Genomic DNA, 13,286 nt, shown 5'->3' with positions numbered 1-13,286 from the left:
CCCACCAGGGTCACGGCGCCGCGCCGTTCCGCGCGCCCGGCGCCCCGGCCCCGGTGACACAATCGGCGCGTGAGCACTCAACCGGCCCGCGAGGACGAGACGACGGGCCCCGCCCCCACCCCCAAGGGCCCGCTGCCCGAGCCGATCCGCTTCTTCGGCACGACCTGGCTGCACCACGACGGCGGCTACGCCTGGCGCCGCGTCGCCGTGGCCGCGGGCTCCCTGCTCGGCGCGGTGGCCGGGGCGTACGTCCTGCGCCTCGCCTACGACGGGGTGCGCCTCTCCGAGGCCGGCGGCTTCGTCACCGTCCTGCTCGCCGGGATGTTCGCGCTCTGCACGGTGCTCGCCTTCGTCCGCACCTGGGAGTCCTACGGCACCCGCCCCGACCCCGCGACCCAGCAGTCCCTGCGCGGACTGCTCGCGATCGGCTTCGTCGGCCGCCTCGTCGCCCACTTCCTCCGCTGCCTGAGCGAGGCACCCGGCGAGGGCCTGCACCGGGCCGAGTACGAGAAGGCCCGTGCCCGCTACGCACGCCGTACCGGCGACCGCGCGGGCGGACGGCCCTCGGGACAGCGCCGGACGAAGAAGTAGGAGCCGCCGCCGGGCCCCGCCCGGAACACCCGGAACACCCGGAAGAAGCCCCTTTCCCCGCGCCCCCCGCCAGGCGCAGGATGATCACATGACGAAGCCCCCCGCCCCCGCCGCCGTGGACCGCTCCCGGGCCCACTCCTTCAACGCCGTGGCCGCCTCCTACGCCGCCAACCGGCCGTCCTATCCGGCCGCCCTCCTCGACGCCGTCGAGGAACTGTCGGGCCGGCCCCTCGCGGGCGCCCGGGTCGTGGACGTCGGCGCCGGCACCGGCATCGCCACCCGCCTGCTGCGGGAGCGCGGCGCGCGGGTCCTCGCCGTGGAACCCGGGGAGGGCATGGCCGCCGAACTGCGCCGCGGCCTGCCCGAGGTGCCCGTCGTACGCGGGGACGGCGACGCCCTCCCGCTCGCCGGGGCCGGCGCCGACCTCATCACCTACGCCCAGTCCTGGCACTGGACCCAGCCCGAGCGCTCCGTCCCCGAGGCCCTGCGCGTGCTGCGCCCCGGCGGCGCGCTCGCCGCGTGGTGGAACGTGTCGGACGCGGGCGTCCCGTGGATCGCGGCCCAGGACGCGCGGCTGCGCGAACGCTTCGGCCCGCAGGGCGGGGCCCTCGGCAAGCACGCCTCCCCGCCCGGGAAGGAGCAGGCGCCGGAGCCCAACCCGATGCCCGGCCCCGGCGGCGGCAGCGTCAGCCCGCGCTACGGCAGCGGACGCGACCGCTCCCTCGCGTACTGGCCCGAGACCCGCCACCGCGAGGTCCGCTGGAGTCGCCGCATCCCGGTCGACACCCACCTCGCCAACCTCGCGAGCCACTCGATCATGCTGATCCAGGACGAGGAGACCGCCACCGCCTTCCTCACCGCCGAACGGGCCGCGCTGCTCGCCGAGTTCCCCGACGGCCAGGTCAAGGAGACCTACGTGACCGAACTCAGCGTCGCGATCCGTCCCGCCTGAGACCGGCCCCGGCCGCCGGTGGCTTCCGGCGGCCAGGACTTCCGGCGGCCAGGACTTCCGGCGGCCGGGCACTCCCGGCGGCCGGTGGGCCGCCCCGACCTAGGTCAGGACGAGCGCGTGCCGATCGGCACCCCGGGCCCGCCCCCGGCCCCCGCGCCGACCCCGCCGCGCGCCGCCGTCCAGGTCTCCAGCGCCGCCGCCGAGGCGTGGTCCAGGTGCCGCACCCCGCTCAGGTCCAGGGCCACCGGCCGGCCCGCCGGTACGGCCTCCAGCGCGTCGAGCAGCTTCGGCAGCCGCAGGAAGGTGACGTTGCCGCTGACCCGGACGACGAGCGGCCCCGTACCCTCCCGGCCGCCGACCTCCACGTGCGCGTGGCTCATGTCCCAGGCCGTCTTCGCGACCGACAGCAGCAGCCCCAGCAGGACCCCCTCGAACAGATTCGTCAGGACGATCGCCGCCGCCGTCACCGCGAGGACCACGGCCTCGCCCCGGTGCCCGCGCCACAACGGGAGCAGTTCACGCAGCGGGATCAGCTTGCACCCGGCGTGCACCAGCACCGCCGCGAGCGCCGCCACCGGGATGACCTCAAGCGCCCACGGCAGGAGCGCCGCGAACAGCAGCAGCCAGCAGCCGTGCAGGACCCGGGACGCCTTGGTCCGCGCCCCCGCCCGCACGTTGGCGGAGCTGCGCACGATGACCGCCGTCATCGGCAGCGCCCCGAGCGCCCCGCACACCGCGTTTCCCGCCCCCTGCGCGAGCAGCTCGCGGTCGTAGTCGGTACGCGGACCGTCGTGCAGCCGGTCGACGGCGGCCGCGCTGAACAGCGACTCGGCCGACGCGATCAGCACGAACGCGACGAGCGTCCCCAGTACCCCGACCTCCACGAGCCGCCCCAGCTCCTCGGGCTTCGGCGGCTGTACGGAGCCGAGCAGCCCCCGCACCTCGACCCGGTGCACCGGCAGCCCGAACCCGCCGGTCAACGCCGCCGCGAGCCCCACCGCCACCAGGGGCGCGGGCAGTACCCGGGCCCCCGCCCGCCACCTCGGCCACAGCACGAGCACCGCGAGCGTGCCCAGGCCGATCGCCAGCGCCGTCCCGTCCGCCTCCCGGACCAGTCCCGCCAGCCCGGCGAACTTCGCGGGACCGCCCGAGGGGGCCTCGACGTCCGCGAGCGCGTAGACCTGACCGGCGATCAGCACGAGGCCGATCCCCGCCAGCATCCCCTGCACCACGGCCACCGACACGGCACGGAACCAGCGCCCGAGCCGCAGCAGCCCCAGCAGGATCTGCGCGAGCCCCGCGACCAGGACCAGCAGCCCCAGCGCCCCGAGGCCGTACCGCTGCACCGCCTCGTACACCAGGACGGTCAGCCCGGCGGCGGGACCGCTGACCTGGAGGCTGCTGCCGGGCAGCGCGCCCGCCACCAGACCGCCCACGATCCCGGTGATCAGGCCCAGTTCGGCCGGCACTCCGGAGGCCACGGCGACCCCGACGCACAGCGGCAGCGCCACCAGGAAGACGACGAACGAGGCCGTGACATCGGCCCGCCACCTGCCGGGCCCGGCCCCCGTGGCCTTGGCGGAAACGGGACGAGGGACATCAGGGGAGTCGACGGGATCAGGGAGATCAAGGGGATCAGGGGGATCAGGGGGAGAAGGAACGGACGGGGTGGACGACATGGCACCTCCAGCTGCACGGACGGAGAGGAGACGCGTGGGTCGCCGGTGCGGGGGAGCACACCGGCCGGCCGACCACGGCACCCCCGAACACGCGGAGCGCCACCGCACAGTCGACCACCTGTGACGAGAGCCATCCTCTCCGTGACCGGAACGCCCTGTCCGGGCTTCGCGCACCTCCGCCCCCTTGACGGAAGCACAGGGCCGCGCCCGCCCCGCCCCGTGCTTCCGCCGCGCCCCTTCGAGCCCCCTCCCTTGGCGGCACTGTTCTCCCGAAGCTACGACGAAGTGACAAGTAGCTCTCTGTCATCAGAGTGACGCTCGGTAAGGGATAGTGGGGCGGGGTCCGGGGACTTCGCCGACCTGGAGGGCGGCGAAGTCGGCGTGGGCCTGCTCGACGGCCTCGGGGTACGCCTCGCGCTTGGCGTGTTCGGCGAGCGCCCGGTAGATGCTGGCGACGGAGGGGGTCTGTCCCTTGCGCTTGCCGCTAGGAATGATCAGGCCGGGCTGGATCTGCTCGACGGACTCGCCGCCCGCGCGGCGACGCGGCACGGTGTGGAGCATGTCATCGGTGATGACCGGGGGCCGGCCGCCGTGCTTGCCCTTGCGGGCCGCGGTGTCGAGCCCTTCCAGCGTGGACTCGCGGATGTTCTCCCGCTCGGTCTCCGTCATCGCGGCGAAGAACGCGTACAGCGGCTTTCCGGGGCCCGTGGGGTCGTAGATGCCGGGCAGGGGCCCGGCGAGCATCTCCAGGACGAGGCCGTGGGCGGTGAGGTGGTCGGCGAGCGCGGTGAGTTCGGCGGCGTCGCGGCCGAGGCGCTTCATCTCGTACACGGTGAAGATGGCCCGGCAGTGCGGGGCGTGCGCCTTGACCTCCCGCGCGGTCGGCAGCGCCTCCTCGAACTTCGGTCGGACCCGCACCCGGGTGCTGATCTTCTCACTGAAGATCTTCTCCCTCGGGATGCCGTGCTTGCTGAGCGCATCGAGCTGGGAGTCGAGTTCCTGCCCGAGCGTCGGGCACCTCGCGTAGCCGATGCGGATGTCCGCGCTCGGCAGGTCCGGGTCGATCGGCGCCGGCGGCGGGGTGCCCGGCCGCCACAGCCGCCCAGGACCTCGGCCGGCGGGGGACGGGCGGCCGGTGATTGATCTTGCTCGCGCAAAGGATCGTTTGGGACAGCCCTTAGGCGTCGCGCCGACGGTTCCGGCTGTGGGGAACGCCGGTACAGCGGATACCGGTGAAGATCATCAGTGGTCGGCGGGGGCGGCTGGGGTCATCTGTTCGGGCTTCGAGGGCAGCGGCTTGCAGTCGGCGACGGCGTCGTGCGGGCCGCCCGGAGGGTTGGTCGCGGTAGGCGCCGCGCTTGACTGCCCATCAGCAGCTCCCCGACCTGTCATGACCGCGCGGCGAGGCCGCGTCAAGGAGAGCACGTCCAGCCTTGGTGAGCTCGTGCGTGGCCGTGCGACCGGCCCGGCTGCTGTCGATCAACCCGGCGTCTCGCAGGATTGCCAGGTGTTCGCTGGCCGTCGGGGGAGTGACGCTCACCAGTCTGGCCACAACGGTCGTCTGCAGCGGAGTGGCGAGCGCGGCCAGGATCCTCGATCGGGTCATCCCCAGAAGCCGGTCAAGCGACCTCGGAGTGGGAGGTGCCGCCCATAGGTACCGCCCGGATGCCGGGTAATAGATCGCCGGTGTCCAGTGGTCCGAGGTGGTGCACTGTATGCGGTCGGTGATGAACAGCGACGGAACGAGAATGAGTCCCTCAGGGCAGTCGACGTCGATGTCGACGGCCTTTTCGACGGTGATGGTGTCGCCCTCGCACGCAGCAGAAGGGTGCAGGCGCGGAAGGACTGCGCGCAGTCCCTCGCGGTTGACCTGGATGGCCCGGTCCAGCGTCTCGGCACGCAACGCCTGCCGCATGGACGGCCATTCCGGTTCGATAACTGCCTTCCAGAGGCGGCGCAGCGCATCGGCGGCCTCGGACCTGGCTCGGCCGGGGTCATCGAGCAATCGGCGGCCTATTTCTGCCCCGCGTCCCCTCGTGGCGTCGACCAGTTCGGCGTACGTCTGGTCCGCCGGCGCGGCGAGGAGGGCATCCATGCCTTCCTCGAACGTTGGCTCACTGGACATCGGCGATGGGTCAAGGAAGTCGGGTCGATACGCGCCATCGGCCATGAAGACCGTGAGCGCCCTCAGGTCCGGGAGCGAGAGACGGTGGCGGCGACGGCGAAGCCACGGGTGGAACATCGGGTGACGCTGCGGTTCGGTCAAGAGCTGGGCAAGACTGACCACTTCGTGCATCGGCGACATCGCCCACCGCACGCTCGCAGCACCAACGCCCAATCGGTAGCGGATCACTCCACCATTGTTAGGCCACCGCCGAAGTGAGCGCGAGGAGAACGGCGAAGCACCGAGACTCGGGGCATGACCGACACGGAGTCGATTGCCCGGTGTTCCACGGAGCCCGAGCGAGCTCAACAGACGCGAACGATCCGGCTGGGCGCCAGCGGGTCGACCATCGAAGTCCTCGCGGGTCCGGCGGAGACCAGCGGGATCGTGAGCATCTACCGGTGGCGCATGTCGCCCGCCAGCCGGGGACCTGCCCCGCACTTTCACACGACCTTCAGCGAAACCTTCATCGTTGAAGAAGGTGAAGTCGACTACTTCGATGGGCATGCCTGGCGAACACTGCTGCCCGGCGACACCGCGCATGCCGCGGTGGGTGACGTCCACGCCCTCCGGAAGGAGCGCGCCGAACCTGCCACCCTCCTGATGGCACTCTCGCCAGGTGTACCGCGGGAGGAGTACTTCGCACAGCTCGCCACTGTGAACGAGCGTGACCTGAACCGGCTTCACGAAGCCCACGACAACCATTTCGTCGACGACTACGGACGGTGAGGGCACTGGCAACGGCATGTGCCCCGCCCCCGGCCCACCCCACTACCTGTACTGCGGTCGTAGAACTGCTCCCGCGCGTACCGCCGAGCCGGGTCCGGAGGCCGACTTCGTCCTCAGTGGTCCTCAAGGTGTTGGTGATCTCTGCCTGCGGCCTGGTGCAGGCTGGCGAGGCGTTCGCCGCGTTCGGCGCCGGCATCCTCGGCAAGATCGCGCTCACCGTCGCCTGGTCCACCCCCTTCCTACCGGCTTCCCAGTAAAGGAATTCACTGTGCCCAGCATCGCCATCGTCGGAGCCGGCCCCGGTATGGGCCTGGCTATCGCCCGTACCTTCGGCTCCCACGGCTTCGACGTCGCTCTCATCGCCCGCAACCGCGACAAGCTCAACGACCTGGCCGGCCGGCTCGACGCCGAAGGCATCACCGCCGCCGCGTTCCCCGCGGACGTACTCGACCATGACGCACTCACCCAGGCGCTCAAGGACGCCGCCACCCGCTTCGGCGGCATCGACGTCCTGGAGTACTCCCCAGGCGGGAGCCTCGAATCCACGCCGCTCACCGCTCCGTCCGAGACCAACCCGTCCGATGTGCAGTGGGCGATGGACATCCTGCTCTACGGGGCCATTGCCGCCACACGGGCCGTGCTGCCCGTAATGCGCGAGGCCGGCGCCGGCACCCTGCTCTACACCAACGGCGCCGGCTCGGTCGACCCCACTCCGATGCTCGGCAACCTCAACGCCGCCCAGGCCGCGCTGCGCAACTGGGTGCTCAGCCTGCACAAGGAACTGGCCGACACCGGCGTCCAGGCCGCGCACGTCGCCATCGGCGTGTGGATCGGCACGGGCGGCCCACCCGGAGTACCGGCGGCCTCGGCCGAGGAGGTCGCCCCCCTCTACTGGGACCTGCACACGCAGCGCGACGAAGTCGAACGCGTCTTCACCGTGTGACGCCGTCCCGGCCCCCCGTCCCACCATCGTTGATCTCTGATCCGCCGGTACGGTGGTGGCCGGCCTCGGTACCTTGGGACAACCGATTGCGACAGGAAGTACCGAAGACGGCCGAGCTGTAGAGCCTGGACTCGAACACGCCGGTGTTCGCACAGTTCAAGGAGGAGACCGGGCCCATCGCCTGGCCAACACCTTCTTGGTTCCGAAGGAGAGGACCGAGGCGAGGCGTTCCTGACCCTCTTTCGGAGGCAGGCGGAGTTCATGACGGCTCAGCCGGGATTCGTCTCCCTGCAGATGCACAAGGGACGGCGGGCAGTCGACTTCTGATGAACGTCGCGGTCCGGGAGCCGATCGAGGCTCTTGCCACGACGTTCGGCAGCCCGAAGTCCCAGCGCATGGCTGCCACGTTCCCCGACGACGTCGTGTCGTACCCGCACATCTTCGAGCGGGTCGACGTATGGCACCGGAGCTGTAGAAGCGTCACGGTGCTCGTTAGCGACCCTGCCCTGCACGGCACCCTCGCCACTCGCTCGGCCAGCGACACTCCTGACGAACGCTCCATGCCCATCCCCTCCTCAAACCATGGCCAGGCCCTCCCCGGCCCGGCATTTCACCCCGGGAGCGACGCCAGGCGGACAGGTCTTCAGGATGCCGACCCGGCCGCACCGTCCGCAGCCGACCGTGCGGTTTCCGCCTCGGGCACGGTGCGGGGGCCGGGCGCCGCGGCCGTGGCGGCGGCGAGGTCGAGATGGGATTTCATGTCCAGCTCGAACCGGCCGTAGGGGTTCACGTGGGTCCAGAACAGCGGGGGCAGGGCCCGTCGGCCGGCGTCGGTGAGCCGCTTGTGCCATAACTCCTCGCTCAGGATGTCCTGGAGGAGCAGGGTGTTGACGTGCACCAGCGCGGACTGGAGCAGGTGCAGGGCGAGCATGGACACCTCCTGGGACTCCTTGTCGGAGCCGGTCAGGTCGCCGTCGTTCCCGTAGAACAGGTCGTGGTTCGCGCTGTTCCAGTTCTCCACGACCTGGAGCCCGTCGTTGATCTCGCGCCGCAGGTCCGCGTCGGCGAGGTAGTCGCAGATGAACGCCGTACGCACCGCGCGGCCCCGTTCCTCGATCGCGCGGTAGGTGGGGTGCTTGGGCCCGCCGCGGGTGAAGCGGCGCAGAACCTGCTCGTCCCCGGCGGTGTCCAGGCGCAGGGCGGTGGTGTACTTCACGATCTGGTCGTACTGCTGGCGGATCAGGTCCCAGTCGATCGTCTTGGTCGACAGCACCGGCGCCAGGTTCGGCCACTTCTCGTCCTCCCCGGCCGAAGCCGGTGGCGAACTCGGCCTCCTTGAGGATGTCGATCAGGTCGATGGTGCCCCAGTGCGGCGTTCGATCTCCGCCTTCAGCGCGACGAGGTTCTCCGGCTGCCACTCCTGCCGCACCCCAGGCTCGCTGACAAGCACACCTCGGATCCGCTACAGAGAGCTACTTTTCACTTCGCCGTAGCTTCGGGAGGACAGGGCCTTGACACGTGATCCGCGCCGCACGAAGAATTAACCAGTCGATGAATAAAAATCGGCCCACCGCCCGACCGGCACACATCGCACCGGAACCACCTGAACCACCCGCCCCCAGGTCACCTGGAGCCCCTGGATGCCCAGCTCAGCGTCCTCCGCGCCCGCCGCGCCCTCCGCTTCCGTCATGACGACCCGTACCGGGCCGGAACAGGGGGCCGCCGTGCACGCCCGCGGCCTCACCGTGCGGCGCGGCGCCCGCAACGTCCTGCACGCCCTCGACTTCACCGTCCCCGCCGGGACCGTCACCGGACTGCTCGGGCCCTCCGGCTGCGGCAAGTCGACCGTGATGCGCGCCGTCGTCGGCACCCAGGCCCGGGTCGGCGGACACCTCGACGTCCTCGGCGCCCCGGCGGGTGCCCCGGCCCTGCGCCCCCGCGTCGGCTACGTCACCCAGGCGCCCTCCGTCTACGACGACCTGACCGTGCGACAGAACCTGGACTACTTCGCCGCGGTCCTGGACCCGGGCCACGCCCGCGCGGGCCACCGGGACGCCGAGGTCGCCCGCGCCCTCGCCGACGTCGACCTCACGGAGCGGGCCGACACCCGCGCGGGCGCGCTCTCCGGCGGCCAGCGCAGCCGGGTCTCCCTCGCCGTGGCCCTGCTGGGCACCCCCGAACTCCTCGTCCTGGACGAACCCACCGTCGGCCTCGACCCGGTCCTGCGCCGCGACCTGTGGGCCCTCTTCCACCGCCTCGCCGAGGAACGCGGTACGACGATCCTGGTCTCCTCGCACGTCATGGACGAGGCCGAACGCTGCCACCACCTGCTGCTCCTGCGCGAAGGCAGGCTCCTGGCCGCCGACACCCCGGCGGGACTGCGCACCCGCACCGGCACCGCCTCGGTCGAGGCAGCCTTCCTCCAGCTGATCACCGAACCCGGACCGGAACCCGAACCGGAACCGGAACCGGAACGCGAATCCGAGCCGGAGCCCGAATCCGAGCCGGAGCTGGAGCCGGAACCCAAGCCGGAGCCCGAGCCGGAGCCCGAGCCGGAACCCGAGCCCGAACGCGAACCGGAACCCGAGCCGGAGACCACGAACGCCCCGCCCCCAGCCATCGCCACGACCCCGACCCCCGCCCCCGTCAGGCCCCCCGCCCCCCTCAGGACCCCGCCCCCCGCCACCACCCAGCCCCCGGCTCCCACCGACCGCACGCGCCCCCTGACTCCCGCCCGTACCCTCGCGACGGCCGCCCGGGTCCTGCGCCAGCTGCGCCACGACCCGCGCACGATCGCCCTGCTGCTGCTGATCCCCTGCCTGATGATCTTCCTGCTGCGGTACGTCTTCGACGCGGACCCGCGCACCTTCGACAGCATCGGCGCCTCGCTGCTCGGGATCTTCCCGCTCATCACGATGTTCCTGGTCACGTCCATCGCGACGCTGCGCGAACGCACCTCGGGCACCCTGGAGCGCCTGCTGTCCCTCCCGCTCGGCAAGGGCGACGTGATCGCCGGGTACGCCCTGGCCTTCGGCGCGCTCGCCGTCGTCCAGTCCGCGCTGGCCACCGCCCTGTCGGTGTGGGCCCTGGGACTCGACGTCACCGGCTCCCCGTGGCTCCTGCTGCTGGTCGCCCTCCTCGACGCCCTGCTCGGCACGGCGCTCGGCCTGTTCGTCTCGGCGTTCGCCGCCTCCGAGTTCCAGGCCGTCCAGTTCATGCCTGCGGTGATCTTCCCGCAGCTCCTGCTGTGCGGACTGTTCACCGCCCGCGACCGCATGCACCCCGCTCTGGAGGCCGTCTCGGACGTGCTCCCCATGTCGTACGCCGTCGACGGCATGAACCAGATCCTGCGCCACCCCGACGTGACCGGCGCCTTTTCGCGGGACGCCCTCGTGGTGGCGGGGTGCGCCCTGCTCGTCCTCACCCTGGGCGCCGCGACCCTGCGCCGCCGCACCGCCTGAGCACACCGCCTGAGCGCACCGGCGCCCACGGAACGCTCGCCGTACCGCTCCTCGGACAGCCACCCGTACCCCGGCCTCCCGGTGCGAGACTGGCGCACGGACGACACAGCCCCACGCGGAGGGTGACCACCCCGATGACCCTGAAAGTCGCCGTGCTCGGCACCGGAAAGATCGGCGAAGCGCTGCTCAGCGGCATGATCCGGGCAGGCTGGGCCCCACAGGACCTGCTCGTGACGGCCCGCCGCCCCGAACGCGCCGAGGAACTCCGCGCCCGCCACGGCGTGGCCCCGGTGAGCAACGCGGAGGCCGCGAAGTCGGCGGACATCCTCATCCTGACCGTCAAACCGCAGGACATGGCGGCGCTGCTCGACGAACTCGCCCCGCACCTGCCCGCCGACCGGCTCGTCATCAGCGGCGCGGCCGGCATCCCCACCTCGTTCATCGAGGAGCGCCTGACGGACGGCGTGCCCGTCGTCCGCGTCATGACCAACACCCCGGCCCTCGTCGACGAGGCGATGTCCGTCATCTCGGCGGGCACGCACGCCGACGAGCAGCACCTTGCCCACGCCGAGACGATCTTCGGCGGGGTCGGCAAGACCCTCCGGGTCCCCGAGTCCCAGCAGGACGCGACGACCGCGCTGTCCGGCTCGGGACCGGCGTACTTCTACTTCCTGGTCGAGGCGATGACGGACGCCGGGATCCTCCTGGGCCTGCCGCGCGACAAGGCGCACGACCTCATCGTCCAGGCCGCGATCGGCGCCGCCGTCATGCTGCGCGACTCCGGCGAGCACCCCGTCAAGCTCCGCGAGAACGTCACCTCGCCCGCCGGGACGACGATCAGCGCCATCCGCGAGCTGGAGAACCACGGGGTGCGCGCCGCCCTGATCGCCGCGCTCGAAGCGGCCCGCGACCGCTCCCGCGAACTCGCCGCCGGGGCCTGAGCACGAGACTGGGCCCCGCACCCTTCCCCGACGAGTACCCGCCGAGGAAGGGTGCCGGTGCCCGGCCGCCCCGCGCCTCCGCCCGGTCTGTCCGATCTATCCGGCGGCGGCCGGGAGCAGCCCCACCGCCGCGTAGGCGGCGTCCACGACGGGCCGTGCGAGCGCCCGCGCCCGCGCGGCCCCCTCGGCGAGCACCCGCTCGACCTCCCCGGGTTCGGCGGTCAGCTCCCGATGCCGCTCCCGCACCGGCCGCAGGGTCTCCACCACGACCTCGGCCACCTCCTTCTTCAGCGCCCCGTACGAGGGGTGGGCACCGGCGAGCGCCGCCGGGTCCCCGCCGGTGCAGGCGGCGAGGATCTCCAGCAGATTGGCGACGCCGGGCCGTCCCGCCGGGTCGTACACGACCTCGCGCCCGCTGTCGGTGACGGCCCGCAGGATCTTCTTCCTGATCACGTCGGGCTCGTCCAGCAGATAGACGATCCCGGCCGTCGAGGCGTGCGACTTCCCCATCTTGGACGCGGGGTCCTGAAGATCCATGACCCGCGCCGCCACCGGGGGCCTGGTCGCACGCGGCTGGACGAAGGTCTGCCCGTACCGCTGATTGAACCGCACCGCGAGGTCCCGGGTCAGCTCCACGTGCTGCGTCTGGTCCGCACCGACCGGTACCTCCTCGGCGCGGTAGGCGAGGATGTCGGCCGCCATCAGCACGGGATACGTGAGCAGGGAGAGCCGGACGCTGCCACCCCGCGCCTGCTCGACGACGGACTTCTCCTTGTACTGGATCATGCGCCGCATCTCGCCGTCGGTGGCGACGCACTCCAGGAGGTACGAGAGCCGGGCGTGCTCGTCCACGTGGCTCTGCACGAACAGCGTGCACCGCGCGGGGTCGAGCCCGGCGGCGAGCAGCAGGCTCGCGGCCTGCCGGCTGAGCCGCCGTACTCTGGCCGGATCGTGCTCCACGGTGAGGGCGTGCAGGTCCACGACGCAGAACAACGCCTCGGCCTCGTACTGATCGACCTGCACCCAACGCCGCACGGCCCCCAGGTAGTTGCCCAGCGTCAGGTGTCCGGTCGGCTTGATCCCACTGAAAACGCGTGTCATCGCGAGTCTCTCCACTCCGTGTCGGTCTCGGTCTCGGTGCCCGCGGCAGTCGCCCCGGCGGGGACCGTGCCGGCTCCCAGGGGGGAGAAACACGAACGGCCGCCGGAAGCGGCGGCCGTGGGAGAGGTGCGTACGGAAGGCGGCCGCCGTCAGGCGGCCCGCCAGCACTGGGTGCGTGTACGCGAGGTCATGCCCCCACCGTAGCGAGAGACCGGCCCCCGCACACGGGGTTTGACACGCGTGGGGCGGGTACGTAAGGTTCTTCGAGTTGCCACGGAGCCGCCAGGTTCCGGGACGACATCTCTCACCGCGCAAGCGGTACCCCACTCAGCAGGATCTTCCTTCACGGGATCGCTTTCGGCACCCCATTTTCTTGGTGTGCCCGGAATTCGATTGCGAGGGGCTCGATTATGAGCTTCGAGGAGAATCCACTACTGTCTGGGACGTCGGAACGGCCCGCAAGGCCGGGAAGGCAAACCCCGTCTGACCGGGGATCAGGCCCGAAAGGATCTGATAGAGTCGGACTCGCCGGAAAGGGAAACGGAAAAGCCGAAAGGCCGGACCGGGAACCGGAAAGGCACCGAGGAAATCGGGACCGCGAGGATCTGATAGAGTCGGGAACACGAAATGCCGAAGGGAAGCGCCCGGAGGAAAGCCCGAGAGGGTGAGTACAAAGGAAGCGTCCGTTCCTTGAGAACTCAACAGCGTGCCAAAAGTCAACGCCA

General features: G+C 71.5%; 11 protein-coding genes and 2 pseudogenes. 8 read left to right on the top strand and 5 right to left on the bottom strand.

What is annotated here, in order from left to right:
* The first annotated feature begins 69 nt into the window (after positions 1-69).
* Positions 70-591 carry an EamA/RhaT family transporter gene (locus AB0J21_RS32440; protein ID WP_363149742.1) on the top strand — a complete coding sequence of 174 codons (522 nt, stop codon included), beginning with the start codon at positions 70-72 and terminating at the stop codon, positions 589-591.
* A gap of 88 nt (positions 592-679) precedes the next feature.
* Entirely contained in the window at positions 680-1,543 is an 864-nt protein-coding gene (locus AB0J21_RS32435; RefSeq protein WP_363149741.1) for a class I SAM-dependent methyltransferase, read from the top strand.
* A 104-nt stretch (positions 1,544-1,647) separates the two neighbouring features.
* Here the strand turns inward: AB0J21_RS32435 and AB0J21_RS32430 are convergent, their stop codons facing one another.
* From AB0J21_RS32430 to AB0J21_RS32420, 3 genes are all read right to left on the bottom strand, one after another.
* Positions 1,648-3,222, bottom strand: coding sequence for a SulP family inorganic anion transporter (locus AB0J21_RS32430; RefSeq protein WP_363149740.1), 1,575 nt, complete (start codon positions 3,220-3,222; stop codon positions 1,648-1,650).
* Between the two features lie 306 nt (positions 3,223-3,528).
* A complete protein-coding gene (locus tag AB0J21_RS32425; protein ID WP_363149788.1) occupies positions 3,529-4,254 on the bottom strand; it encodes a recombinase family protein in 726 nt (241 codons plus the stop codon).
* 337 nt (positions 4,255-4,591) lie between these two features.
* Positions 4,592-5,575, bottom strand: a complete 984-nt coding sequence (locus AB0J21_RS32420; protein WP_363149739.1) for a DUF5937 family protein — start codon at positions 5,573-5,575, stop codon at positions 4,592-4,594.
* Positions 5,576-5,641: 66 nt separating this feature from the next.
* Between AB0J21_RS32420 and AB0J21_RS32415 the strand changes: the two genes are divergently transcribed.
* The 3 genes from AB0J21_RS32415 to AB0J21_RS32405 all read left to right on the top strand — a co-directional run bounded on the left by AB0J21_RS32415 (position 5,642) and on the right by AB0J21_RS32405 (position 7,058).
* Positions 5,642-6,115, top strand: a complete 474-nt coding sequence (locus tag AB0J21_RS32415) for a cupin domain-containing protein (protein WP_363149738.1) — start codon at positions 5,642-5,644, stop codon at positions 6,113-6,115.
* 128 nt (positions 6,116-6,243) lie between these two features.
* Complete coding sequence (locus AB0J21_RS32410) at positions 6,244-6,372, top strand: hypothetical protein (protein WP_363149737.1); 129 nt, start codon at positions 6,244-6,246, stop codon at positions 6,370-6,372.
* A gap of 11 nt (positions 6,373-6,383) precedes the next feature.
* Positions 6,384-7,058: an SDR family NAD(P)-dependent oxidoreductase gene (locus AB0J21_RS32405; RefSeq protein ID WP_363149736.1), complete on the top strand. Its 675-nt coding sequence runs from the start codon at positions 6,384-6,386 to the stop codon at positions 7,056-7,058.
* Positions 7,059-7,701: 643 nt separating this feature from the next.
* On the opposite strand, the pseudogene AB0J21_RS32400 reads toward AB0J21_RS32405, so the two are convergent.
* Positions 7,702-8,349: pseudogene (locus AB0J21_RS32400) on the bottom strand (Tn3 family transposase); the annotation flags it as partial.
* A gap of 349 nt (positions 8,350-8,698) precedes the next feature.
* Between AB0J21_RS32400 and AB0J21_RS32395 the strand changes: the two are divergent.
* The 3 genes and pseudogenes from AB0J21_RS32395 to proC all read left to right on the top strand — a co-directional run.
* A pseudogene (locus AB0J21_RS32395) lies at positions 8,699-9,343 on the top strand (ABC transporter ATP-binding protein); the annotation flags it as partial.
* 333 nt (positions 9,344-9,676) lie between these two features.
* Positions 9,677-10,519 (top strand): ABC transporter permease, encoded by an 843-nt coding sequence (locus AB0J21_RS32390; RefSeq protein WP_363149787.1) that lies wholly within the window; start codon positions 9,677-9,679, stop codon positions 10,517-10,519.
* Positions 10,520-10,653: 134 nt separating this feature from the next.
* Positions 10,654-11,460 (top strand): pyrroline-5-carboxylate reductase, encoded by an 807-nt coding sequence (gene proC / locus AB0J21_RS32385; protein WP_363149735.1) that lies wholly within the window; start codon positions 10,654-10,656, stop codon positions 11,458-11,460.
* A 96-nt stretch (positions 11,461-11,556) separates the two neighbouring features.
* Here the strand turns inward: proC and trpS are convergent, their stop codons facing one another.
* Positions 11,557-12,561, bottom strand: a complete 1,005-nt coding sequence (gene trpS, locus AB0J21_RS32380) for a tryptophan--tRNA ligase (protein WP_363149734.1) — start codon at positions 12,559-12,561, stop codon at positions 11,557-11,559.
* Positions 12,562-13,286 lie beyond the last annotated feature (725 nt).

The sequence above is a fragment of the Streptomyces sp. NPDC049954 genome (assembly GCF_040656295.1).
In the GTDB taxonomy this organism is placed as follows: domain Bacteria; phylum Actinomycetota; class Actinomycetes; order Streptomycetales; family Streptomycetaceae; genus Streptomyces.
The sequence above is the reverse complement of the archived record's forward strand: the minus strand, read 5'-3'. Positions and strand labels throughout refer to the sequence as shown.